The following is a 22,957-nucleotide window of genomic DNA, read 5'->3' as shown; positions in this document are numbered from 1 at the left end:
TGACATGGGTTGCTGACGCATCTAACATCGTACGGGCATGGCATCACAGTCACCTCGCTTCTCGGACGGCGTCGCCACACCGAGTGGCGCTCTTTCCACGCCCTGGTGTGGATAGGCTGGTTAATCGCATGGGCGAGGTCCGCCCGGCTGAGATCGTGACAATGGGAGGTCGGCATGGGCAGCGCCACATCCCGCGACCGCCTGATGAAGCTTCTGGAACCCGTCGTCGAAGCCGAAGGGCTCGACTTGGAGGACGTCACGGTCACCCCGGCGGGCAAGCGGCGGTTGCTGCGCGTCATCGTCGACCGTGACGGCGGTGTGAGCCTGGACGACGTCGCCGAGGTCAGCCGCGGCGTCTCTGACGCGCTGGACGCCGATGACGCGATGGGTGCCACCCCGTACGTGCTGGAGGTCTCCTCTCCGGGGGTCGACCGCCCGCTCACCGAGCCGCGCCACTGGCGCCGCGCGGTCAAGCGGCTGGTCAAGGCCGACCTGCGAGACGGCACCGCCGTGGAGGGCCGGATCGTCGTCACCGACGAGACCGGCGTGGAGCTGGACGTCGACGGCGCACCGCGTCGCATCGACTATCAGGACCTGACCCGAGGACGGGTGCAGGTGGAATTCCGCCGGCTCGACGACGCCGAAAACGACGGCGAAGACGGCGACGAAGGCTAAGGGGGAAGCCTCGTGGACATTGACATGAGCGTCCTGCGCAGCCTGGAGCGGGAGAAGGACATCTCCTTCGACCTGGTCGTCAAGGCGATCGAGGACGCGCTATTGATCGCATACTTCCGGAGCGAGGGCGCCGCCGCCAAGGCACGCGCCGAGCTCGACCGGAAGTCCGGGCACGTGACCATCTTCGCGGCCGAGCTCGACGACGAGAGCGGGGAGGTGCTCAGGGAGTTCGACGACACCCCGGGCAACTTCAGCCGCATCGCCGCGACCACGGCCAAGCAGGTCATCCTGCAGCAGCTCCGCGACGCCGAGGACGAGATCAACTTCGGCGAGTTCGCCAGCCGCGAGGGCGAACTCGTGGCCGGCGTCATCCAGCAGGGCAAGGACCCCCGGGTCGTCCTGGTGGACCTGGGCAGGATCGAGGCGGTACTGCCGCACAGCGAGCAGGTCCCCGGCGAAGAGTACGTTCACGGCGACCGCATCCGCTGTTACGTGGTCCAGGTCAAGAAGGGCCACAAGGGCCCCTCGGTGACCCTGTCGCGGACCCACCCCGGCCTGGTGAAGAAGCTCTTCGCCCTGGAGGTCCCGGAGATCGCCGACGGCACGGTCGAGATCGCCGCGATCGCCCGCGAGGCGGGGCACCGCACCAAGCTCGCGGTCCGTTCGCGGCGTCCCGGCGTGAACGCCAAGGGCGCCTGCATCGGACCGATGGGCTCGCGCGTGCGCAACGTGATGGCCGAGCTGCACGGTGAGAAGATCGACATCATCGACTGGTCGGACAACCCCGCGGAGTTCGTGGGGAATGCGCTCTCTCCCGCTCGTGTTTCCCATGTCGAGGTCATCGACGTCGACGGGCGTGCGGCGCGGGTGACCGTGCCGGACTACCAGCTCTCCCTCGCGATCGGCAAGGAGGGCCAGAACGCCCGGCTGGCCAATCGCCTCACCGGCTGGCGTATCGATATCCGTCCTGACACCCAAGCGGGGGACGCGGCCGGTTCCGCAGATGCATCCACACGGTAAGCTGGAATATGGTGGCCAGGCTTCCCCACTGAGAACATGTGTGGGGTGCCGGGTTCGCACGGTTTCTTCCGAGCTGCTCCGCCTGGTGATGGTCGAGGGCGTTATCGTCCCTGACCTGCGACGACGGCTCCAAGGACGTGGTGCTTCGTTGCATCCCTCCTTGAGCTGTTTGGACCTCGCTGAGCGTCGACGAGCGTTTCCGCGTGCGTTTCGCACTGCGGTTCCGCTCGACCTGTCGCGAGTGCGAGGTCATCTTGAAGAGCTGCAGACTGAAAGGATCGGGTGAGATGGTTACCAAATGTCATGTAGGACGCCGATTTGATGGGCTGGTCAGATAGCTATGAGCGCCTGATGAGCATGCGGCGATGAGTACGTCTACGTAACGACGGTCCGGCGGCACTGCCTCCCGGGCCGAGACAAGGGAGTGCAGTGGCGAAGGTCCGGGTATACGAGCTCGCCAAGGAGTTCGGTGTGGAGAGCAAGGTCGTTATGGCCAAGCTCCAGGAGATGGGCGAGTTCGTGCGTTCGGCGTCCTCGACTATCGAAGCACCGGTAGTCCGCAGGCTCACGGAAGCTTTGGGCGGTCCCACCAAGGGATCGTCCGACAGGGGCGGTAACAGAACGCCCAGGCCGCCTCAGGCGGCCCCCCGGCCGGGCGACAGCCAGGCCGGAAACGGCGCCCCCGCGGCGCCGACCTCATTCCCCAAGCCGGGACCGGCCCCCAGGCCGGGACCGCGACCGGGTCCCGCACCGGCTCGTCCCGTGGCCCCCGCGCCGCAGGCCGCCCCGCCGGTCGTGCCCCAGCCTCAGCAGGCGCAGCCGCAGCAGGCTCCGCCCCAGCAGGCTCCGCAGCAGCCCTCTCCGGTTCAGGCGCCCCGTTTCGAGGCGCCCCGCACCGACGTCGGCCGTCCCGCGGCCCCCGGTCCCAAGCCCGGCCCACGCCCGGCTCCGCGACCCGGCCCCGCGGCTCGTCCCGAGGCGGCGCGTCCGGAAGGCCGTCCCTCCGGTGGTCCCGGCGGAGCCCCTTCGGGCCCCCGGGCCGGTGCGGGCGCCCCCGGTGGCGCCGGTGCCAAGCCCGGTCCGCGTCCGGGCCCGCGTGGCCCGCGCCCCGGTAACAACCCGTTCTCGTCGAACGCCAGCGGCATGGGCCAGGCCCGTCCGCCGCGTCCCGGCGGCCCGGGTGGCCCCGGCGGCCCCTCCGGCCCCGGTGGTCCCGGTGGCCGTGACGGCGCCCCCGGCGACAGGGGTCCTCGTCCCGGTGGTCCTCGTGAGGACCGTGGTCCCCGCGACCAGAGCCGTGACAGCGCTGGTCCCCGTCCGCCCGGCGCCCGTTCCGGTCCTCCCGGTGCGCCCGGCGCGCGTCCGGGTCCCGGCGCGGGTGGTCCGCGGCCCGGTGGCGGCGGTGGCGCGGGTGGTCCGCGTCCCGGCGGCCCCCGTCCCAGCCCGATGATGATGCCGCAGGGCCGTCCTGCCGGCCCCGGCGGCGGTGGCGGCGCAGGCCGTCCCGGCGGCGGTGGCGGTGCCGGTCGTCCCGGTGGCGGTGGCGGCGCAGGCCGTCCCGGCGGTGGCGGCGGTCGTCCCGGTGGCGGCGGCGGTTTCGCCGGTCGTCCCGGTGGTGGCGGCGGCGCTGGTCGTCCCGGCACCAGCACCGGTGGTCCCGGTGGCGGTGGCGGCGGTTTCGCCGGTCGTCCCGGTGGCGGCGGCCGTGGCCGCGGCGGCGGTACGGCGGGTGCCTTCGGCCGTCCGGGAGGACGTCCGACCCGCGGTCGCAAGTCCAAGCGCCAGAGGCGTCAAGAGTTCGACAACATGCAGGCCCCGGCGATCGGCGGCGTGCAGGCTCCTCGCGGTGGCGGTCAGACGATCCGCCTGTCGCGTGGCGCCTCCCTGTCGGACTTCGCCGACAAGATCGGTGCGATCCCCGCGTCCCTGGTGCAGATCATGCTGCACCTCGGCGAGATGGTGACCGCCACGCAGTCGGTGAACGAGGAGACGCTCCAGCTTCTCGCCGCCGAGCTCGACTACAACCTGCTTGTGGTCAGCCCGGAGGAGGAGGACCGAGAGCTTCTCGAGACCTTCGACATCGAGTTCGGTGAGGACGAGGGCGACGAGTCCGATCTCGTCGCGCGTCCGCCGGTCGTGACCGTCATGGGTCACGTCGACCACGGTAAGACCAAGCTGCTCGACGCCATCCGCAACACCGACGAGGTGGCGCGCGAGGCCGGTGGGATCACCCAGCACATCGGTGCCTACCAGATCAGCACCGTGCACGAAGAAGAAGAGCGGAAGATCACCTTCATCGACACCCCGGGTCACGAGGCGTTCACCGCCATGCGTGCCCGTGGTGCCAAGGTCACCGACATCGCAGTCCTGGTGGTCGCGGCCGACGACGGTGTGAAGCCGCAGACCATCGAGGCCCTGAACCACGCCCAGGCGGCCGACGTGCCGATCGTGGTCGCGGTCAACAAGGTCGACAAGGAAGGCGCCGACCCGAGCAAGGTCCGGGCCCAGCTCACCGAGTACGGCCTGGTCGCCGAGGAGTACGGCGGCACCACGATGTTCGTCGACATCTCCGCCAAGAACGGGATCGGCATCGAGAACCTCCTCGAGGCCATCCTGCTCACCGCGGACGCCGAGCTCGACCTGCGGGCCAACGACACGATGGACGCCCAGGGCGTCGCCATCGAGGCGCACCTCGACAGGGGCCGCGGCCCGGTCGCGACCGTGCTGGTCCAGCGCGGCACGCTCCGCGTCGGCGACTCGATCGTCTGTGGCGAGGCCTTCGGCCGCGTCCGGGCGTTGCTGGACGACAAGGGCGAGGCCATTCTCGAGGCCGACCCGTCGCGTCCGGTGCAGGTCCTCGGTCTGACCGCGGTGCCGGGAGCCGGTGACAACTTCCTCGTCGTCACCGACGACCGGATGGCGCGCCAGATCGCCCAGCAGCGTGCGGCTCGCAAGCGCATCGCGGACATGGCCAAGTCCGGCCGTCGCCGCACCCTCGAAGAGCTCTTCAGCGAGATGGAGAAGGGCCAGATCGATGAGCTCAAGCTCATCATCAAGGGTGACGTCTCCGGTTCGGTCGAGGCCCTCGAGGACGCGCTGCTCAAGATCGACGTCGGCGACGAGGTGCGCCTGCGGGTGCTCCACCGCGCCGTCGGTGCGATCACCGAGTACGACGTCAACCTGGCGGTCGCCGACGACAACGCCGTCATCATCGGCTTCAACGTGCGCCCCGAAGTCCGGGCGCGCGACCTCGCCGAGCGCGAGGGCGTCGACATCCGCTACTACTCGGTCATCTACCAGGCGATCGAGGAGATCGAGGCCGCCCTCAAGGGCATGCTCAAGCCGGAGTTCGAAGAGGTCCAGATGGGCACCGCCGAAGTCCGTGAGGTCTTCAAGGTGCCGAAGATCGGCAACATCGCCGGTGCTCTGGTCCGCTCGGGCACGATCGTCCGGAACAGCAAGGCCCGGATCATCCGTGGCGGGGTCGTCATCTCCGACAACCTCACCGTCTCCTCGCTGCGTCGTTTCAAGGACGACGCGACCGAGGTCCGTGAGGGCTACGAGTGCGGTATCGGTGTCGGCTACAGCGACATCAAGATCGATGACGTCATCGAGACGTTCGAGATGCGGGAGAAGCCGCGCGTCTGATGCCTCGGATCGGTGCGGGGGACCACCCGCCGGCCGTCGGTTCTCATCCCTGGGGTGAGGGCCTTCGGCCGGTGGGCGGGTCCCCCGCGTCACCGGCGGCACGGCGACGTCCGTGGCGAGTGACTCAATATGTATGTAGGTGCCCTGACAATGGACATCCTGCTCGGCGACGTTCATTCGCTGAAGCAGAAGCGCTCGGTGGTGCGTCCCATCATCGCCGAGGTGCAGCGACGGTTCCCGGCCGTGGCCGTGGCCGAGACCGGCCACCTGGATCTGCACCGCCGTACAGAGATCGGGATCGCGGTCGTGTCCTCCTCCGCCGCCAACTGCGGTGAGGTGATGGACGACTGCGAGCGACTGATCGCCTTCCATCCGGAAATCGAGTTGCTGTCCGCCAGGCATCGGCTCTACAACGAGGACGAGGACTAGCTACAGAGACGGCCGGTCGCGGGAAGTCCATCGCGGTCGGCCGTCACTGTGAGAAGGGGGGAGCGATATGGATGTCGCACGCGCACGTAAGATCGCCGACAGGATCCAGCAGATCGTGGCGGAGATGCTGGAGCGCCGGATCAAGGACCCGAGACTGGGTTTCGTGACCGTCACGGACACGCGGATCACCAACGACCTGGGTGAGGCCACGGTGTTCTACACCGTGTTCGGCTCGGAGGCGGAGAGGGCCGACTCGGCCGCCGCGCTGGAGAGCGCCAAGGGGCTCATCCGCTCGGAGGTGGGTCGCCAGACGGGTCTGCGGCACACCCCGACGCTGACGTTCACCCACGACCCCCTCCCCGACACCGCCCGCCACCTCGACGACCTGCTCGCCGAGGCGAAGGCCAGGGACGTCGAGATCGCCAAGCGGGCCGAGGGCGCGCAGCACGCGGGCGAGGCGGACCCCTACCGCAGGCCCGAAGAGAACGACGGCGACTTCGAGGACGACGACGAGCCCTCGGAGCGCGCGGGACACTTCGCAACGTGACGCCCGAGCCACGTGACGACGGTCCGGTATCCGGTCGAGACTGGGACCGGGCCGTCGAGCTCATCTCGTCCGCGGACAAGATCGCGCTGGCCTGTCACGTCTCACCCGACGGCGACGCGCTCGGCTCCATGCTCGCCCTCGGGCTGGCGCTGCGCGCGGTGGGCAAGCACGTCACGGCCTCCTTCGGGGAACGCCGGACCACCGTGCCCCGGCTGCTGCGTTTCCTGCCCGGCCAGGACCTTCTGGCCGGGCCGGACGACTATCCGGCCTCGCCCGAACTGATGATCACGTTCGACGTCCCCACCGTCGCCCGTCTCGCCATGCTGCGCGACAGCGCGGGAGCGGCCCACGAGCTGATCGTGGTGGACCACCACCCGTCCAACACCCGCTTCGGCACGCTCAACCTGGTCGACCCCGGCGCCGCGGCCACCGCGGTGCTCGCCGAGGAACTGCTCAACCGGCTCGGCCTGCCGATCGACAAGGCCATCGCGACCTGCCTCTACGTCGGGCTGGTCACCGACACCGGCTCGTTCAAATACTCCTCCACCACCCCCGCGGTGCACGCCATGGCCGCACGCCTGCTGGCCACCGGGCTGAACCCCGAGAAGATCGCCAGGGACCTGTGGGACCGTTCCCCGTTCGGCTACCTCAGGGTGCTCGGCGTCGCCCTCGACAGGGTGACCCTGGAGCCCGAGGTGGGCGGCGGGCTGGTCTGGACGTTCGTCACCCGGGCCGACCGGGCCGCGTACGGCCTGCCGTACGACGAGGTGGAGGGGATCATCGACGTGGTCAGGCGCACCGACGAGGCGGACGTGACCGCGGTCCTCAAGGAGGACGACGACGGTGTCTGGCAGGTGTCCACCCGCTCCAAGGGCGGAGCCGACGTCGCTCGCGTCTGCACGGCGCTGGGCGGTGGCGGGCACACCAAGGCGGCGGGCTTCACCTCCCATCTGCCCGTCGAGGAGACGATCGCGAGTCTCCGGGCACTCTTGTAGAAGGCCTTCCCGACCGACATCCTCCCCAGGGCTCCAGGCCCGGGGTCTCCACAGGAGGAACTCGATGAGTACGGCTCGCCCCAAGCGCACCCCGCCACCGAGCGGGCTGATCATCGTGGACAAGCCCGCCGGCTGGACCTCGCACGACGTCGTGGCCAAGCTCCGCGGGATCGCGGGCACCCGTAAGGTCGGCCACGCGGGCACCCTCGACCCGATGGCCACCGGGGTGCTGGTGGTGGGCGTGGAGAAGGCGACCAGGCTCCTGGGTCACCTCGCGCTCACCCAGAAGGGCTACGACGCCACGATCCGGCTCGGCCAGTCCACCAACACCGACGACGCCGAGGGCGAGCTCGTCGCCACGGCCTCGGCGGCGTACGTCGCCGAGGAGGACCTCAGGAAGGGCGTCGCCGCCCTCACCGGCCCGATCATGCAGGTCCCGCCGCAGGTCAGCGCCATCAAGGTGAACGGCGAGCGCGCCTATAAGCGAGCCAGGGCGGGGGAGGAGGTCGAGCTCATGTCGCGTCCGGTGACCGTGTCGGCCTTCGAGATCACCGATATCCGCCGCCACGGGGACTTTCTCGACGTCGACGCCTCGGTGACCTGCTCCAGCGGCACCTACATCCGTGCCCTGGCCCGCGACCTCGGCGCCGACCTGGGGACCGGCGGCCACCTGACCGCCCTGCGCCGCACCCGCGTGGGACCCTACGACCTGTCGATGGCGCGCACCCTCGAAGAGCTCTCCGCCGACTGCGTGATCCTGCCGATGGCCGACGCGGTCGCGGCGGTCTTCCCTCGGCGCGACGTCACCGCCGAGGAGGCGAGTTCCGTCGCGCACGGCGGGCGGCTGCCCTCGCTGGGGCTGGGCGACGGCCCGATCGGCGTGTTCGGGCCGGACGGCACGCTGCTGGCCCTGGTCGAGGAACACGGGAAGATCACCAAGTCCCTGGCCGTGTTCGTCTCCTGACCGGTGTTGCGCGTGAGATGACGGTGCTCAGGCTTACGGGCGAGGTCAAAGGGCTTTTCGTCCTGCTATGCCCTCCCCGATTGGAGAGAAGGCCGGGGAGCATGGCAGGCTTTAGGGGTCGATCCGCTACGAGGGGAAGAGGCTGCGGTGCGAGGATGGCACGGATTGGACGACGTGCCCGAAGACTGGGGCAGGTCCGTCGTCACGATCGGCGTCTTCGACGGCGTGCACCGCGGTCATCAGCAGATGGTGGCCCGGGCCGTCGCGATGGCCGGTGATCTCGGACTGCCCTCGGTGGTGGTGACCTTCGATCCGCACCCGGAAGAGGTGGTCAGGCCGGGCACGCACCCGCCGCGGCTGACGACGGCCAGGCACCGCACCGAGCTGCTCGCCGAACTCGGGGTGGACGCCGTGTGCGTGCTGCCGTTCACGCTGGAGTTCTCCCGCATGAGCCCGGACGAGTTCGTGCAGATCGTGCTCGTGGACCGGCTGCACACGGCCGGGGTCGTGGTGGGGGAGAACTTCCGCTTCGGCCACAAGGCCTCCGGCGACGTGGAGACGCTCCGGACGCTCGGCGAGAAATACGACTTCGTGGCCGAGGGGGTCCCGTTGGTGAGCAACGGGGAGACCATCTCCTCCACCCTCATCCGTGAGCAGCTCGCCGCCGGTGACATGGAGGCCGTCGCCGTGACGCTCGGCCGCCCGCACCGGGTGGAGGGTGTGGTCGTCCGCGGTTACCAGCGCGGGCGCCAACTCGGTTTCCCGACGGCCAACGTCGAGTCCCCGGAGTTCACCGCGATCCCCGCCGACGGTGTCTACGCGGGCTGGTTGCAGGGCATCTCGACCGGTCACCTGCCGGCCGTCTACGACGGCGAGCGCTGGCCCGCCGCGATCTCCGTGGGCACCAACCCGACCTTCGAGGGGGTGCCCCGCACGGTCGAGGCCTACGCGCTCGACCGCGACGACCTCGACCTCTACGGCGCCCACGTGGCGGTGGACTTCGGCACGCGACTCCGCGGCAACGTCAAATTCGACTCCATCGAGGCGCTCATCGAGCAGATGCACGCCGACGTCGACGAGGCCCGCCGCGTGACCGCCTGATCGCCTGACCGTGTGATCCTGTGAACCGCGTGGACGTGTGATCACGTCGCCGTGTGGTCCCGGGCCGCCGCCGCCCGTCCGGACGATGTGCGGGACCGCGAGGACGGGTGGTAATCTGGCATGTCAGCTCTGTAACCGGCGGTTTTACAACCCCGGTGCTGATCTCGCCACGGCGACTGTAGGCACGCACGGTCGTTCGGGCATCTGAAATCGCGCGTGCCCGTAGAGGTTCAAGGAGACACGTGTCGCTCGACACCGCCGCAAAGAAGCAGATCATCGGTGAGTACGCCAAGGGTGAGACCGACACCGGTTCCCCCGAGGTGCAGATCGCGCTGCTCAGCAAGCGCATCAGCGAGCTCACCGAGCACCTGAAGCTGCACAAGCACGACCACCACAGCCGCCGCGGTCTGCTGCTGCTGGTCGGTCGCCGCCGTCGTCTGCTGAAGTACCTGCAGAGCAAGGACATCACGCGTTACCGTTCGCTCATCGAGCGTCTCGGCCTGCGCCGATAGAGTTGCGAGGGAGCGGCGTTCGCGTCGCTCCCTCATCTCATCTCATCTGGGTGAGTGTCGGCGCGTCGCGCCGTGAAGACACTCGTCCAGTGAGCAAACTGAATAGCCGAGACAGTGCCCCGCGTCCGCAAGCAAGCGCGCCCCACGGCGTCGGAGGGCCGGTCCTCGGTAGTGGCCCCCGGTCATCATGGCGTAAGCCGTACGGAACCGGGCGCTTCGATCGAAGACCGGCGCTGCACCTACGGGGAGCCGGCAAGAAGACGACTCAGGTGCGACACGCGCGCCTGGGGGGACGCGGGCGACCGAGCTACAAGGAGGTCCCCCGTGGAGGGTGTCCACAGCAGTGAAGCCGTTATCGACAACGGCTCTTTCGGTATGCGTACCATCCGGTTCGAGACCGGGCGGCTCGCGCGCCAGGCGGCGGGTTCCGCCGTCGTTTACCTGGATGACGAGACGATGGTCCTCTCCGCGACCACCGCGTCCAAGAACCCCAAGGAAAACCTCGACTTCTTCCCTCTCACGGTGGACGTCGAGGAGCGGATGTACGCCGCGGGCCGCATTCCCGGATCGTTCTTCCGGCGTGAGGGCCGTCCCTCCGAGGACGCCATCCTCACCTGCCGCCTGATCGACCGGCCGCTGCGCCCGTCGTTCGTCAAGGGCCTGCGCAACGAGATCCAGGTCGTCGCCACCGTCATGGCGCTCAACCCGGACCACCTGTACGACGTGGTCGCGATCAACGCCGCGTCCCTGTCCACCCAGCTGGCCGGACTGCCGTTCTCCGGCCCGATCGGCGGCGTTCGCGTCGCGCTGATCGAGGGCCAGTGGATCGCCTTCCCGACCCACTCGGAGCTGGCGGCAGCCACCTTCGACATGGTGGTGGCCGGGCGCGTCCTCGAGGACGGCGACGTCGCGATCATGATGGTCGAGGCCGAGTCCACCCGCGACACGCTCAAGCTCATCGCCGACGGCGCCGTCGCGCCGACCGAGGAGACCGTGGCCCAGGGCCTTGAGGCCTCCAAGCCGTTCATCAAGGTGCTGTGCGACGCGCAGGCCAAGATCGCGAAGGTCGCCGCCAAGGAGACCCGCGAGTACCCGCTGTTCCTCGACTACCAGGACGACGTCCTGGAGGCCGTGACCAACGCGGTGAAGAGCGAGCTCGCCGCCGCGCTGACCATCGCCGCCAAGCAGGAGCGCGAGACCGAGCTCGACCGGGTCAAGGCCCTGGCCGCGGAGAAGGTCGCCGCTGACTTCGAGGGCCGCGAGAAGGAGATCGGCGCCGCGTTCCGGTCGCTGACCAAGAAGCTCATGCGTGAGCGGGTCATCTCCGAGGGCATCCGCATCGACGGCCGTGGCGTCAAGGACATCCGCCAGCTGAGCGCCGAGGTCCACGTCGTGCCCCGCGTGCACGGTTCGGCCCTGTTCGAGCGCGGAGAGACCCAGATCCTGGGTATCACCACGCTGAACATGCTCCGCATGGAGCAGATGATCGACACGCTCAACCCCGAGCGCACCAAGCGCTACATGCACAACTACAACTTCCCGCCGTACTCCACCGGTGAGACCGGCCGCGTGGGCTCGCCCAAGCGCCGGGAGATCGGCCACGGCGCGCTCGCCGAGCGGGCGCTCGTCCCGGTCCTGCCGGCTCGCGAGGAGTTCCCCTACGCGATCCGCCAGGTCTCCGAGGCGCTGGGCTCCAACGGCTCGACCTCCATGGGCTCGGTCTGCGCCTCGACGATGGCGCTGCTCGACGCGGGCGTCCCCCTCAAGGGCATCGTCGCGGGCATCGCGATGGGCCTCATCCACGAGGGCGGCGACTACGTCGCGCTGACCGACATCCTCGGTGCCGAGGACGCCATGGGCGACATGGACTTCAAGGTCGCCGGCACCAAGGAGGTCATCACCGCGCTCCAGCTCGACACCAAGCTCGACGGCATCCCCGCCTCGGTCCTGGCCGCCGCGCTGAAGCAGGCCAAGGGCGCTCGCCTGGCCATCATCGACGTGATGCAGGAGGCCATCGACTCCCCGGCGGAGATGAACGCGACGGCTCCGCGCATCATCACGATCAAGATCCCGGTTGACAAGATCGGAGAGGTCATCGGCCCGAAGGGCAAGATGATCAACCAGATCCAGGACGACACCGGCGCCGAGATCACCCTGGAAGACGACGGAACCATCTACATCGGCGCCACCGACGGCCCGTCCGCCGAGGCGGCCCGGTCGGCGATCAACGCCATCGCGAACCCGCACATGCCGGAGATCGGTGAGCGCTACCTGGGCACGGTCGTCAAGATCGCGGCCTTCGGCGCCTTCATCTCCCTCATGCCGGGCAAGGACGGCCTCCTGCACGTCTCCCAGATCCGCAAGCTGCACGGCGGCAAGCGCATCGAGAACGTCGAGGACGTCATGAACGTCGGCGAGAAGGTCCAGGTGGAGATCGCCGAGATCGACTCCCGGGGCAAGCTCTCCCTGGTGCCCGTCGAGGTCATCGAGAAGGAGGCCGCGGCCAAGGCCGAGGGCGGCGGCTCCGAGGCCGAGCCCGAGGCGGCGCCCGCCGCCGACGACCGTCCCCGTGAGGACCGGCCCCGTCGCACCCGCACGCGCAGCAGCAGCGGCGGTGGCGGTGGCGGCGGCAACCGTGGGGGAGAAGACCGCAACTCGTGATAACCACCACTCTGCACCCCGGCAAAGACGGTGTCGGGGTGGTGCGGCGCACCGTCCTCCCCGGTGGGCTCCGGGTGGTGACCGAGTCCATGCCGACCGTGCGTTCCGTCGCGGTCGGCATGTGGGTCGGCATCGGATCGCGGGACGAGTCACCCGAGCACATGGGGGCCTCGCATTTCCTTGAGCACCTGCTGTTCAAGGGAACACCCACGCGGGACGCGCTGGAGATCTCAGCGGCCATCGAGGGCATCGGCGGTGAGATCAACGCCTTCACCGCCAAGGAGTACACCTGTTACTACGCGCGGGTCCTCGACGAGGACCTGCGGGTGGCGATCGACGTGCTCGCCGACGTGGTGACCTCCTCGCTCATCACCCCCGAGGACGTCGAGGCCGAGCGTGGCGTGATCCTGGAGGAGATCGCCATGCACGACGACGACCCCTCGGACGCGGTGCACGAGCAGTTCTCCGCCGAACTGTACGGTGACACGCCCATCGGCCGGCCGATCCTCGGCACGGTCGAGTCGATCAACGAGGTCACCCGCGACCGGATCGCCGAGTACTACCGGCGTTACTACCTGCCGACGCACACCGTGGTGTCGGTGGCGGGCAACATCGATCACGAGCAGGTCGTGGCCCTCGTCGCCGCGGCCTACGAGCGGGCCGGAGCCCTCGGCGGGGACGCCTCGCCGGTCTCTCCGCGACTGGCGGGCCCCGAAGTGGAGTCCCACTCCGGCGTCAAGGTCGTACACCGGCCGACCGAGCAGGCCAACCTGGTCTTCGGCACGACCGCGCTGGTCCGCACCGACGAGCGCCGCTTCGCGCTCGGCGTGCTCAACGCGGCGCTCGGCGGCGGCATGTCCTCGCGGCTGTTCCAGGAGATCAGGGAGAAGAGGGGCCTCGCCTACTCGACCTACTCCTACACCTCCGCTCACGCGGACACCGGACAGTTCGGCATCTACGTCGGCTGCCTGCCGTCGAAGATCGACGACGTGCTGAAGATCTGCCGGGAGGAGGTGCTCCGGGTGGTCGCCGACGGCATCACCGAGGAGGAGATCTTCCGCGGCAAGGGTCAGATGCGCGGCGGTCTCGTGCTCGGCCTGGAGGACACCGGCTCCCGGATGTCCAGGATCGGCAAGGGCGAGCTGGTCTTCGACGAGCTGCTCTCGGTCGACGAGGTCCTCGGCAGGATCGAGGCGGTGACCCCGGAGGAGATCTCCGAGGTCGCCGGAGAGGTTCTCAGCCGCCCGATGTCCCTCGCGGTCATCGGTCCCTACGAGGACAAGGACTTCACCTGGGTCCTGAACGGTTAGAGGGCAGGGTCCTCGGCCGGGTCCCACCGGCTGAGGACCGGCTCTCGGGCCGGCTCCGACCGGCCGGTGGACAGAGTTCCCCGCCGGTTGGAGGGCAGGGTTTACACCCGGTTCCCATCGGCCGGAGGGCGGGTCCTCCGGCCGGTTCGACCCGCTGACGGTCATGTCGAGAGCGGCCCCGGTGCGAACGCACCGGGGCCGCTCCGCGGTGTGGCCCGGCCGTACCGGAAACCAGGCGATCCCCGAAGGCCCCGCGGGAGCGGACGGTATAGCCTTGGGGCCGTGATCAGGGTTGGAGTTCTCGGCGCCCGCGGGCGTGTCGGTATCGAAGTGTGCAAGGCCGTCGAGGCGGCGGACGATCTGGAGCTGGTCGCGGCCGTCGACAAGGACGACCCGCTCGAAGGGCTCACGGGCTCCGAGGTGGTGGTGGACTTCACCCACCCCGACGTGGTCATGGGCAACCTCGAATGGTGCATCTCCCACGGGATCCACCCCGTGGTCGGCACCACGGGCTTCGACGCCGGGCGTCTGGCGACCGTCAGGGGCTGGCTGGACGCCAACCCCGGCACCAACGCGCTGATCGCGCCCAACTTCGGCATCGCGGCGGTGCTGATGATGCACTTCGCCCAGCAGGCCGCCCGCTACTTCGACTCCGTCGAAATCGTCGAGCTGCACCACCCGAACAAGGCCGACGCCCCTTCCGGCACCGCTCGCCGTACGGCTGAGCTGGTCGCCGAGGCGCGGCGCAAGGCCGGGGCCGGGCCGATGCCCGACGCGACCAGCACGGAGCTGGACGGGGCCCGTGGCGCCTCCGTGGACGACGTCCGGGTGCACTCGGTGCGGCTGGCCGGGCTGATCGCCCACCAGGAGGTCCTCCTGGGCGGAGACGGGGAGCTCCTCACGATCCGCCACGACACCATGAACCGCTCCTCGTTCACCCCGGGCGTGCTCCTGGGCGTGCGCCGCGTCGGCGAGCTTTCCGGCCTGACCGTCGGCCTGGAGCACCTCCTCGACCTGTAGGGCTCCACAGGAGCCGGAGGTACGGGTGCAGGGGTGCCGGTGAGAACGCTGTCATGAGCCCCAAACGGCGTTGATCTTGTTGTGACCCGCGTAGGTGCGCCAAGCCTTCGCCGACCCTGGCGGGCGGCTGACGGAGCGTCGGCTCAGAGGGCCGCCTGAAGTCGTCCCACGGTAACGCCCTGTTATTTGCGGCGCGGCTGATCATGACCTGCGGCGACGTCTTCGGGCCGCGACGTGAAGCGGCCCCGTTATCTGTGGCAAGGGGGAAGCGGTGCCCGCCGTCGTGCAAACGCACGCCGGGAAGGCGCTGACCCATCTCGGCGAACAGCGCGCCTCGCTGTTGATGCTGACGGCGAAGTCCCGGTACAAGAAGCCGGAGAACGTTCGTCGCTACTTCAAGCCGTCCCCCGAGGCGATCGCCGAGCTCACGAGCCTGCTCGCGCCCGGCGGCGGCAACCGCTGAGCCGCGTTCCTTGATCCTTCTCGGTGGCGACGGCGGAGGCGGAGAGGAGCGTCGCACCAGCGAGGCTGCCCCAGAGCGTGGCCGAACCGTGGGGTGCGAGAGCGGTGATGACCGCCGGGGAGACGGCGAGACCGAAGCCCGTGGAGAGCTGGAAGCGGGCGAGGGCGCGTCCCAGGAGATGAGCCGGGGTGAGGGCGGTGACGAGCGCGGTGGCGCTGCCGGCATAGATGATCTCGCCGATGGTGCAGACCACGGACACCATGGCGACGGCCGGGGCACCCCAGCCGTGCCCCAGTGAGGTGGCCGCGAGGAAGCCGAGGTAGGACGCGGTGAGCACCACGCCGGAGAGAGCCAGCACAGACCGGCGGGGAAAGCGGGACAGCAGGACGGTGACCGGAACCTGCAGGGTGACCACCAGCACCGTGTTGGCCACGAAGATGGCTGCCGACCACACCGGGGATGCGTGCACCACCGGTGAGCTGGCCCAGGCCTGGGAACTTTCACCCCCGGAGGTTTCCCGCCACCTCGCTGTCCTGCGCCGCGCGGGCCTGCTCACGGCCCGGCGGCACGGTCGTTACGTCCGTTACACCCTCAATCTCCCCGATTTGACGGCGCTGGGCGCCGACCTGCTGACGGCCGTACTGCGCTGAGTGGCTTCGGTCTGCCAGAACACGGGCGACCGACGCCTTCGCAACATCGTCCGACTCGTTTGGGGCTCATGACACGTTTCTCACCGGCGCCCCGTGTGTGGGGAGGTGGGCCGCGTCCGGAGCGGGTCGCCGTCGGCGGCACGGGTCTCGTGCCGGCGGACCGGGCCCTCGACGCCCCGGTCCCTGCGGTCCGAATAATCCGTACGGCCCGCGCGCGATGCCGATATATCCTCCGGTTCCATGACGAGTGCTCGATTCACGGACACGGGCGAGGTCCGCTGGGCGCGGCCGGAGGAGCTGGCCGGGCTGGCGGCGGTGGAGGTCGCCGCTGACGGGGTCTTCGCACAGGTGGGGATCACCTTCCCGCCGGGGACCACGATGATCGAGGAGACCGACGACCCGTCACGGGTTCTGGTGGCGGGGACCCCGCCGGCGGGGTTCGCCATGTTCGGCTGGGTCGACGGGGCACTCCACCTCGACCAGCTCGCCGTCCATCCCGATCACGGGAGGCGGGGCATCGGGGGGCGTCTGCTGGAGGCGGTCTGCGATCACGCGACCTCGGCGGGCGCCGCCGCCGTGACGCTGACGACGTTTCGGGACGTGCCCTGGAACGGGCCGTGGTACGCGCAGCGCGGTTTCGCCGTGCTGGACCCGGCGGAATGGGGTCCCGAGCTGGTGGCACTGGTGGAGCACGAGCGGGAGCTGGGCATCGAGCTCGCGCCCCGCGTCGTGATGCGCAGGGTCCTTCTCTGACGCCCCGGGGCGCCGGAGGTCAGAGGAGAGCCAGGCCGATGGCGAACAGCAGGCCGTACAGGAGCTGGAAGCGGCCGGTCTGCTGGAGCGTGGCGATCAGCGCGGGGCCGGTGGCGCCCTCCCTGACGGCTTTCACCGGGGCGAGGGCGAGCGGCGCGGTGAGCACGGCCAGTGCCGCGAACGGGTGCCACAGCGCCAGGGCCAGGGCGATGACGAGCGGCAGGAGCAGGCAGAAGGTGTAGAGGACGCGGGTGCGGCTGTCGCCGAGGACCACGGCCATGGTGCGTTTCCCGGACGGACCGTCGGTCACGATGTCGCGCAGGTTGTTGACCATCAACAGCGCGCAGGCCAGCAGGCCCGCCGGGATCGCGGCCGCCAAGGCCGGCCAGGGCAGGTATTCGAGCTGTACGAACGTGGTGCCCGTCACCGCGACCAGGCCGAAGAACACGAACACCGAGACCTCACCGAGCGCGCGGTAGCCGTAGGGCGACCGGCCGCCGGTGTAGAACCAGGCCGCGGCGATCGCCGCCGCGCCGACCAGGAGCAGCCACCAGGCCCCGGTGACCACGACCAGCACCAGCCCCGCCACCGCGGCGGCCAGGAAGCAGCCGAGGGCGGCGGCGAGGACCTGACGGGGCGCCGCGGCACCCGAGCCGACCAGGCGCATCGGGCCGACCCGGTCGTCGTCGGTGCCGCGCACACCGTCGCTGTAGTCGTTGGCGTAGTTCACGCCGACCTGCAGGGCGAGCGCCACGAACAGGGCGAGCAGAGCCCGCCACCACACCGCCCCGTCGTATCCGATCGCGACTCCGGTGCCGATGGCGACGGGCACGACGGCGGCGGGGAGGGTGCGCGGACGTGCTCCGGCGATCCACTGGCTCGGGGTGGCCATGGTGTTGCGATTTCCTCTCGGGCTCTAGCTGATGTCGGTGGCCAGGCGGATCATGCGCACCGACCGGCCCATGTCGAGGACCCGCTCGGCGCCGTCCACACCCCACCCGGCCGACTCCAGAAAGCCTCGCACGGCGTAGTTGTCGGCGAACACCCAGGTCACGACAGTGCGGTAGCCGTCGTCACGAAGGTAGTCGATCGTGGCGTTGAGGAGCCTGCTGCCGTGTCCGCGCCGGACGTAGTCCGGGTCGATCAGGAAGGTGAGCAGCTCGCCGGTGATGGTGAGGTCGAGGTCGGGATCCTCCGCCGGTGCGTGCGAGGCGAGGCCCGCGATCTTCTCGGCACCCGCCATCGCCGCCACGGCCTCGATCCCGCCGGGACCGAGCGCGGGGAAGGCGTCCGTGTCGAGGAGGACCTGCTCCACGGCCACCAGCACCCGATGCCGCGGGGTGGGGGGGAAGGAGATCGCCTCGTCCCACTGCCGTTGCCACATGCTCTCGGCTGCCGGGCCGGTCATCTGCTCGAGTGGTCCTTCGGGAAGGAACTCCCGATAGCCGAATTTCCACGCGCGGATCTGGGTGCCCGTCACCGCGGCGACATCCTCGCGCCGAGCCGCCCGCACGCCTACGTCTGCCATCTCGGCCCGCTCCTTCTCTGCCGTCTGCCGTCGCCTCGAAATCGCTGCCTCATGGATCACGTGCCACGCGAGCGGGCATCAGGCGGGTGGATCTGTGAGGCAGGCTCTTACACCGTATCGGGGAATCGGACTCACAGATGACGTCAACCCGTCTCCGCTTGCCGTCGTGCCCGATATGCCCTTGTCTTGGTGCGGTTGCCGCAGACCTTCATCGAACACCAGGAACGCGAACGGTTCTTCGACGAATCGATGAACGCCCACTGACAGGTGCTCTCCGTGCACACCTTCAGCCTCGGCCACATCCCGTCCGCGCGCACGCCCATCACGGCCGCGGCGATCCTCGCCAGCCCGCCCGGCACCCCGGCCTCGACCGGCTCCAGAACCGGCCCGTCGGCCGTCAGGGAGACCCTCAGGGGGAACGCGGGGAACGTGTGGGGGGAGACCGGTTCGCGGTCGTGGTTGTGGCGGAGCGCCACGCGCAGGGTCTCGCGGAGGTCGACGGCCACGGCGAGGTCCTCGTCGCGGGCGGTGTCGTCAGGCCCGACCAGGCCCCGCCTGTGGAGCCACGCGGCCAGCGTGGCGGGAGAGGACACGGTGTCGCTGCCGCTCTCGACGTCATAGGTGTTCACGAAGTCGCACACCAGATCGGAGGGATGGGTCATTGGTTGCTCACCTCTTCGCAACCACTGTACGCCAATAGGGGGTTGTGTTCAGATCGACACCTTCATAACCTCTTAAGTGGTGTTTTGTTGAAGGTCGCCATGTGGTACCCGGCCTGCCTCGCATTCCAGGAGGGCCGGAGACGTGAGCCGTACCGGAGGAAAAATCATGATCATGAGGATGTGGCGTGGCTGGACGAGGAGCGAGGACGCCGCCGCGTATGAGAGATATCTGCTCGCCACCGGCTACGTCGGTTACACCGAAGCGGAAGGCAACCGGGGAGTGTGCTTCACCCGGCGGGACGAGGGCGGCAGGAGCGAGTTCGTGCTGACCACGCTCTGGGAATCATGGGAGGCGATCACCGCCTTCGCGGGGGAGGAACCCTCGCGGGCCGTTTTTTATGACGAGGACGATCGCTTCCTGGTCGAGCGGGAGCTCACGGCGACCCACTACACGGTCTTCGCCGCCGTCTGACCCGTGTCCCCGGACCGTTGATCAGGGGGCGTCCAGGGCCGTCGCGAGCCGCCGGACCCCCTCGGCGAGCTCCGCCACGTGAACGGCCGCCGAGTGGGTCACCCGGATCCAGGGGCCCGGGGGTTCCGCCGGGTGGTAGATGCGTCCGGGGCTCACCAGGGCGCCCGCCCGCCAGGCCGCCTCCACCACGGCGTCCTCGTCCCGGTCGGGCGGGAGCCTTACCCACAGGTGCAGGCCGCCGTGGGGGACGAGGTGGATCTCACAGGTGGGCATCCGGGCGGTCAGGGCGGCGGCGAGGGTGTCCCTGCGGACGGTGAGCTCGGCGCCCAGCGTGGCCAGGTGGCGCCGCCAGGAGGATGAGCCGACGAACTCCAGCGCCGTCTCCTGGAGCGGCCTGGCGACGAAGAACGACTCCACGATCTGGACGGCCCGCAGCCGGCGCGCCGCGGGACCCCGGGCGACGACCCCCGCGACGCGCATGCTGGGCGACAGGACCTTGGTGAGGGAGTTGATGTGCACGACCGTGCCGTGGGCGTCCAGGGCGATCATCGGCGGCGGGGTGGGGACCGTCGTGAAGTACCGGGCGTAGTCGTCCTCGATGACGAACGCCCCCGCGGCGCGGGCGATGTCCAGCACCTGCCTGCGCCGTTCGAGGGTGAGGGTGGCGCCGGTGGGGTTGTGCAGGGTCGGCTGGCAGAAGAAGACCCGCGCTCCCGTGACGGCGAACGCCTCCGCGAGGAGCTCCGGGATCACCCCGTCGTGATCCATCGGCACGGCTGTCGCGCGAAGCCCGGCGGCACGGGCGGCGGCGAGCGCGCCCGGATAGGTGGGGGTCTCGACGAGAACGGGGGTGCCGGGGGCGGCGAGGGCGCGGAAGGCGTGGGTGAGGGCGGCCTGCCCGCCGCTGACGATGAGGGCGTCCGACGGGGTGGCGTCGCCGCCGATCTCCTGGACGAACCACCGCCGGAGCCCGGAGACGCCGGTCAGGGGCGGCAGCTCCCAGACCTCGGGATGGCGGAGCGCGCGGGAGGCCGCGGCGGACAGGGCCCTGGTGGGGCGCAGGGCGGGGTTGAGGTAGCCGCCGGTGAGCGGGATGACGCCGTCCGGCGGGGGCGTGAGCAGGCCGCTCACCCCGGTGTCGTCCACCGTCCGGTCGCCGAGCGCCACGGTCTGCCAGGACAGGTCCGCCGTGTCACCGGCTCGCGCGATCGGGGGAGCCACGTAGGCCCCGCTGCCGGGTTTCGTGATCACTCGCCCCTCGGCGGCGAGCAGGCCGAGCGCTCGCGACACGGTCACGGGGCTGACGTTGTGGACCCGCATCAGCTCCCGGCTCGACGGTAACCTGTCGCCGGGCCGTAGCTGTTTCATCTCTTCTCGCAGCATGTCGGCCAAACGGACAATACTGCTATCGTCATTCATGAGGGATAAGAATAGCGCTATCGTGACAAACAGAGTAGCGGTCGAGCCTCGCACCACGTCCTCGACGGCTGTCTCCCCGGGCTCCCCGGGCTCCCCGGGCTCCTCGCGAGACGAGCTCCGGGGGGCGGGTCCGAGAGGGCCGGCGCCCCTGGGCGCGGCGTGGCGGGGGACCCTGCTCGCCGGCCTGGGAGTGCTGTCGTTCTCGGGGTCGTTTCCCGCGGCGGTCTTCGCGATGGAGGGCTTCGACCCCTACCTCGTGGCGATCGGGCGAGCCGCCGTGGCCGCCGTCGCGGCGGTGGCGTTCCTGCTCGTCGCCAGGGCGCCGTTGCTGCCGCCCAGGTCCCGGCTCGGGCCCTATCTCCTCATCGTGGCCGGGGTCGTCTTCGGATTCCCGGTCTTCAGCGGCCTGGCCCTCCACGCCGGGGCCAGCACCTCCCACGCCGCCGTGGTGATCGGGCTGCTGCCCGCCGCCACCGCGGCCTTCGCCGTGCTGCGAGGGGGAGAGCGGCCGAAGCCGCTGTTCTGGGTCGCCTGCGGCCTCGGGACCGTGGCGACCACGGCCTTCACCCTGAGCATGGGCGGCGGTCATGTCACCGGAGCCGATCTGCTGCTCCTCGGCGCGTTGCTGTCGGCCGCCGTCGGCTACACCGAGGGCGGCAGGCTCGCCCGCGAGACCTCCGGCTGGCGGGTGATCTCCCATGCCCTCGTCCTCGCGGCCCCGCTGACCGTCCCGATCACGGTGGTGCTGATGCTGGTCACCGATCTGCGGCCCAGCGCGGTCTCGCTCGCCGGGTTCGCCTACGCCGGTCTCGTCTCGATGTTCCTCGGCTTCATCCCGTGGTACGCGGGCCTGGCCGCGGGGGGCATCGCCCGGGCCGGCCAGACCCAGCTCGCCCAGCCGCTGCTGACGCTGCTGTGGGCCTGGCTCCTGCTCGACGAGAGGTTCGGCCTGGCCACGGTCGGGGCGGCGCTGGCCGTACTGGCGTGTGTCGCCATGACGCAGCGGGCACGCTCTTGAAAGATGTGACATTCAGGCACAGGATGTGAGCTGTAACTGTCACAAAAGGGGTTGAATCATGGCAGATCTCACAATCCCGGAGGGCGGTTTCTGGCCCGCTCCCGAGATCCCCCAGCCGAACATCTACCCGATGGAATGGCGGGTCGAGACCGAGAAACTCGCGGCCATCTACGAGAAGTCCAAGCGCATGGTGTGGAACCCCGCCGACCTGCCCTGGGACGATCTCGACCCCGACGACTTCACCCCCGAACAGCGCCTGGGGATCATGTACTGGTTCTCCGTGCTCGCCAACTTCGACGCCTCCGGGCCCGCGGTCTTCGCCCGCGCCACCATTCAGGCCTTCGAGAAGCACGAGGAGGATCCGGTCCGCAAGTGCTTCTTCTCGATCACGCGTGACGAGATGAACCACGAGGAGTGCTGCCAGCGCTCCATCGCCAAGCTGTGGCCGGGCGGGCCGCTGAACTGGACCCCGGCCACCGATCTGGAGAAGGCCGCCCACAACAACATCGGCTGGCTCTACCACAACGGCGGCCGCTACTGGACGGGCTACAGCAGCGCGGTCGGCAAGTACAGCCTGCCGGTGCTGTTCACCAGTTTCATGATGGGGGAGATGGCCGCCTCCACCCTGTTCCGGGGCATGGCCACCGGGGCACGGCATCCGGTCTTTCAGGACATGTTCCAGCGCATCGGCCGCGACGAGTCCCGCCACCTCCAGATCTGCATGACCATCCTGGAGAACGAGTGGCCGGGTCTCACCGACGACACCCGCTCGCTGATCACGCGCCAGCTCCGCGCCGGGTTCGTCTTCCTCTCGATGATCCTCTGGGAGCCCCCAGGCGGCTTCTGGGAGCTTCCGCCGTACTTCCTGCACAATCACCGCGTCCTGATGGACCACGCCCGTGACGCGGGCCTGGGCGTCCTCTCCTACGAGGAGCAGGCCGACAACTGGCGCGTGGCCATGGCCAAGATCCGCGCCATCGTGGAGCGCTGGGGCATCGAGTTCCCGGCCATCCCCGAACTCGACATCGAGGGCGTCGAGGTCGGATTCCTCGACCCCGAGGACATCATCCCGGTCTTCTGATCCTGGCGTTCTCCGGGTCGCCGGAGGGG

Annotated in this window: 24 protein-coding genes; 19 read left to right on the top strand and 5 right to left on the bottom strand. The window is 69.7% G+C overall.

The window, feature by feature from the left end:
- The first annotated feature begins 174 nt into the window (after positions 1-174).
- The 14 genes from rimP (at position 175) to J2853_RS24605 (ending at position 15,345) form a co-directional block, all read left to right on the top strand.
- The gene (gene rimP / locus J2853_RS24670; protein ID WP_307561806.1) at positions 175-675 is read left to right on the top strand and encodes a ribosome maturation factor RimP; all 501 of its coding nucleotides are present in this window, start codon (positions 175-177) and stop codon (positions 673-675) included.
- Between the two features lie 24 nt (positions 676-699).
- Positions 700-1,695: a transcription termination factor NusA gene (nusA, locus tag J2853_RS24665; RefSeq protein WP_307568801.1), complete on the top strand. Its 996-nt coding sequence runs from the start codon at positions 700-702 to the stop codon at positions 1,693-1,695.
- A complete protein-coding gene (locus J2853_RS24660; protein WP_089207886.1) occupies positions 1,679-1,981 on the top strand; it encodes a YlxR family protein in 303 nt (100 codons plus the stop codon). The genes nusA and J2853_RS24660 overlap by 17 nt, the downstream gene beginning before the upstream one ends.
- Before the next feature lie 143 nt (positions 1,982-2,124).
- Complete coding sequence (infB, locus tag J2853_RS24655) at positions 2,125-5,343, top strand: translation initiation factor IF-2 (RefSeq protein ID WP_307561804.1); 3,219 nt, start codon at positions 2,125-2,127, stop codon at positions 5,341-5,343.
- A 129-nt stretch (positions 5,344-5,472) separates the two neighbouring features.
- Positions 5,473-5,772, top strand: a complete 300-nt coding sequence (locus J2853_RS24650; protein ID WP_307561802.1) for a DUF503 domain-containing protein — start codon at positions 5,473-5,475, stop codon at positions 5,770-5,772.
- 67 nt (positions 5,773-5,839) lie between these two features.
- Entirely contained in the window at positions 5,840-6,319 is a 480-nt protein-coding gene (rbfA, locus tag J2853_RS24645; protein WP_307561800.1) for a 30S ribosome-binding factor RbfA, read from the top strand.
- Entirely contained in the window at positions 6,316-7,314 is a 999-nt protein-coding gene (locus J2853_RS24640) for a DHH family phosphoesterase (RefSeq protein ID WP_307561799.1), read from the top strand. The genes rbfA and J2853_RS24640 overlap by 4 nt, the downstream gene beginning before the upstream one ends.
- Positions 7,315-7,378: 64 nt before the next feature.
- Entirely contained in the window at positions 7,379-8,278 is a 900-nt protein-coding gene (truB, locus tag J2853_RS24635) for a tRNA pseudouridine(55) synthase TruB (RefSeq protein WP_307561797.1), read from the top strand.
- Between the two features lie 147 nt (positions 8,279-8,425).
- Positions 8,426-9,379 carry a bifunctional riboflavin kinase/FAD synthetase gene (locus J2853_RS24630; protein ID WP_307561795.1) on the top strand — a complete coding sequence of 318 codons (954 nt, stop codon included), beginning with the start codon at positions 8,426-8,428 and terminating at the stop codon, positions 9,377-9,379.
- Between the two features lie 242 nt (positions 9,380-9,621).
- The gene (rpsO, locus tag J2853_RS24625) at positions 9,622-9,891 is read left to right on the top strand and encodes a 30S ribosomal protein S15 (RefSeq protein WP_307561793.1); all 270 of its coding nucleotides are present in this window, start codon (positions 9,622-9,624) and stop codon (positions 9,889-9,891) included.
- A gap of 324 nt (positions 9,892-10,215) precedes the next feature.
- Positions 10,216-12,552, top strand: coding sequence for a polyribonucleotide nucleotidyltransferase (locus J2853_RS24620; protein ID WP_307561791.1), 2,337 nt, complete (start codon positions 10,216-10,218; stop codon positions 12,550-12,552).
- The gene (locus tag J2853_RS24615) at positions 12,552-13,862 is read left to right on the top strand and encodes a M16 family metallopeptidase (protein WP_307568800.1); all 1,311 of its coding nucleotides are present in this window, start codon (positions 12,552-12,554) and stop codon (positions 13,860-13,862) included. Before J2853_RS24620 ends, J2853_RS24615 begins: the two co-directional genes overlap by 1 nt.
- Positions 13,863-14,144: 282 nt before the next feature.
- Complete coding sequence (gene dapB / locus J2853_RS24610; RefSeq protein WP_307561788.1) at positions 14,145-14,882, top strand: 4-hydroxy-tetrahydrodipicolinate reductase; 738 nt, start codon at positions 14,145-14,147, stop codon at positions 14,880-14,882.
- Positions 14,883-15,153: 271 nt separating this feature from the next.
- Positions 15,154-15,345, top strand: a complete 192-nt coding sequence (locus J2853_RS24605) for a hypothetical protein (protein ID WP_307561787.1) — start codon at positions 15,154-15,156, stop codon at positions 15,343-15,345.
- Here J2853_RS24605 and J2853_RS24600 read toward each other — a convergent pair.
- Entirely contained in the window at positions 15,308-15,799 is a 492-nt protein-coding gene (locus tag J2853_RS24600) for an MFS transporter (protein WP_307561785.1), read from the bottom strand. The two genes, J2853_RS24605 and J2853_RS24600, sit on opposite strands and share 38 nt — an antisense overlap.
- Here J2853_RS24600 and J2853_RS24595 point away from each other — a divergent pair.
- Both J2853_RS24595 and J2853_RS24590 read left to right on the top strand, forming a co-directional pair.
- Complete coding sequence (locus tag J2853_RS24595) at positions 15,783-15,995, top strand: ArsR/SmtB family transcription factor (RefSeq protein ID WP_307561784.1); 213 nt, start codon at positions 15,783-15,785, stop codon at positions 15,993-15,995. The two genes, J2853_RS24600 and J2853_RS24595, sit on opposite strands and share 17 nt — an antisense overlap.
- Positions 15,996-16,235: 240 nt before the next feature.
- Positions 16,236-16,748, top strand: a complete 513-nt coding sequence (locus J2853_RS24590; protein ID WP_307561783.1) for a GNAT family N-acetyltransferase — start codon at positions 16,236-16,238, stop codon at positions 16,746-16,748.
- A 19-nt stretch (positions 16,749-16,767) separates the two neighbouring features.
- On the opposite strand, the gene J2853_RS24585 is transcribed toward J2853_RS24590, so the two are convergent.
- The 3 genes from J2853_RS24585 to J2853_RS24575 all read right to left on the bottom strand — a co-directional run bounded on the left by J2853_RS24585 (position 16,768) and on the right by J2853_RS24575 (position 18,938).
- Positions 16,768-17,640: a 1,4-dihydroxy-2-naphthoate polyprenyltransferase gene (locus J2853_RS24585; RefSeq protein WP_307561782.1), complete on the bottom strand. Its 873-nt coding sequence runs from the start codon at positions 17,638-17,640 to the stop codon at positions 16,768-16,770.
- A 24-nt stretch (positions 17,641-17,664) separates the two neighbouring features.
- Positions 17,665-18,276 carry a GNAT family N-acetyltransferase gene (locus tag J2853_RS24580; protein WP_307561781.1) on the bottom strand — a complete coding sequence of 204 codons (612 nt, stop codon included), beginning with the start codon at positions 18,274-18,276 and terminating at the stop codon, positions 17,665-17,667.
- Positions 18,277-18,419: 143 nt separating this feature from the next.
- On the bottom strand, positions 18,420-18,938 hold the full coding sequence (locus tag J2853_RS24575) for a CGNR zinc finger domain-containing protein (RefSeq protein WP_307561778.1): 519 nt from the start codon (positions 18,936-18,938) through the stop codon (positions 18,420-18,422).
- 172 nt (positions 18,939-19,110) lie between these two features.
- Here J2853_RS24575 and J2853_RS24570 point away from each other — a divergent pair, with 172 nt between their 5' ends.
- Positions 19,111-19,410 (top strand): hypothetical protein, encoded by a 300-nt coding sequence (locus J2853_RS24570; protein WP_307561776.1) that lies wholly within the window; start codon positions 19,111-19,113, stop codon positions 19,408-19,410.
- A gap of 21 nt (positions 19,411-19,431) precedes the next feature.
- Here J2853_RS24570 and J2853_RS24565 read toward each other — a convergent pair whose 3' ends face one another.
- Entirely contained in the window at positions 19,432-20,793 is a 1,362-nt protein-coding gene (locus J2853_RS24565; RefSeq protein ID WP_307561774.1) for an aminotransferase-like domain-containing protein, read from the bottom strand.
- A gap of 58 nt (positions 20,794-20,851) precedes the next feature.
- Here J2853_RS24565 and J2853_RS24560 point away from each other — a divergent pair, with 58 nt between their 5' ends.
- Positions 20,852-21,847, top strand: coding sequence for a DMT family transporter (locus tag J2853_RS24560; protein ID WP_307561773.1), 996 nt, complete (start codon positions 20,852-20,854; stop codon positions 21,845-21,847).
- A gap of 58 nt (positions 21,848-21,905) precedes the next feature.
- The gene (locus J2853_RS24555) at positions 21,906-22,928 is read left to right on the top strand and encodes a hypothetical protein (protein ID WP_307561771.1); all 1,023 of its coding nucleotides are present in this window, start codon (positions 21,906-21,908) and stop codon (positions 22,926-22,928) included.
- The last annotated feature ends 29 nt before the right edge of the window (positions 22,929-22,957 follow it).

Source organism: Streptosporangium lutulentum (assembly GCF_030811455.1).
Classification (GTDB): domain Bacteria; phylum Actinomycetota; class Actinomycetes; order Streptosporangiales; family Streptosporangiaceae; genus Streptosporangium; species Streptosporangium lutulentum.
This window is presented reverse-complemented; position numbering and strand designations above follow the sequence as displayed.

Excerpts from the sequence above, each read along its gene's own strand:
- rimP (WP_307561806.1), top strand. The coding sequence starts at position 175 with ATGGGCAGCGCCACATCCCGCGACCGCCTGATGAAGCTTCTGGAACCC.
- nusA (WP_307568801.1), top strand. The coding sequence starts at position 700 with ATGAGCGTCCTGCGCAGCCTGGAGCGGGAGAAGGACATCTCCTTCGAC.
- J2853_RS24660 (WP_089207886.1), top strand. The coding sequence starts at position 1,679 with ATGCATCCACACGGTAAGCTGGAATATGGTGGCCAGGCTTCCCCACTG.
- J2853_RS24650 (WP_307561802.1), top strand. The coding sequence starts at position 5,473 with ATGTATGTAGGTGCCCTGACAATGGACATCCTGCTCGGCGACGTTCAT.
- rbfA (WP_307561800.1), top strand. The coding sequence starts at position 5,840 with ATGGATGTCGCACGCGCACGTAAGATCGCCGACAGGATCCAGCAGATC.
- truB (WP_307561797.1), top strand. The coding sequence starts at position 7,379 with ATGAGTACGGCTCGCCCCAAGCGCACCCCGCCACCGAGCGGGCTGATC.
- J2853_RS24595 (WP_307561784.1), top strand. The coding sequence starts at position 15,783 with ATGGCTGCCGACCACACCGGGGATGCGTGCACCACCGGTGAGCTGGCC.
- J2853_RS24590 (WP_307561783.1), top strand. The coding sequence starts at position 16,236 with ATGACGAGTGCTCGATTCACGGACACGGGCGAGGTCCGCTGGGCGCGG.
- J2853_RS24585 (WP_307561782.1), bottom strand. The coding sequence starts at position 17,640 with ATGGCCACCCCGAGCCAGTGGATCGCCGGAGCACGTCCGCGCACCCTC.
- J2853_RS24580 (WP_307561781.1), bottom strand. The coding sequence starts at position 18,276 with ATGGCAGACGTAGGCGTGCGGGCGGCTCGGCGCGAGGATGTCGCCGCG.
- J2853_RS24575 (WP_307561778.1), bottom strand. The coding sequence starts at position 18,938 with ATGACCCATCCCTCCGATCTGGTGTGCGACTTCGTGAACACCTATGAC.
- J2853_RS24570 (WP_307561776.1), top strand. The coding sequence starts at position 19,111 with ATGAGGATGTGGCGTGGCTGGACGAGGAGCGAGGACGCCGCCGCGTAT.
- J2853_RS24565 (WP_307561774.1), bottom strand. The coding sequence starts at position 20,793 with ATGCTGCGAGAAGAGATGAAACAGCTACGGCCCGGCGACAGGTTACCG.
- J2853_RS24555 (WP_307561771.1), top strand. The coding sequence starts at position 21,906 with ATGGCAGATCTCACAATCCCGGAGGGCGGTTTCTGGCCCGCTCCCGAG.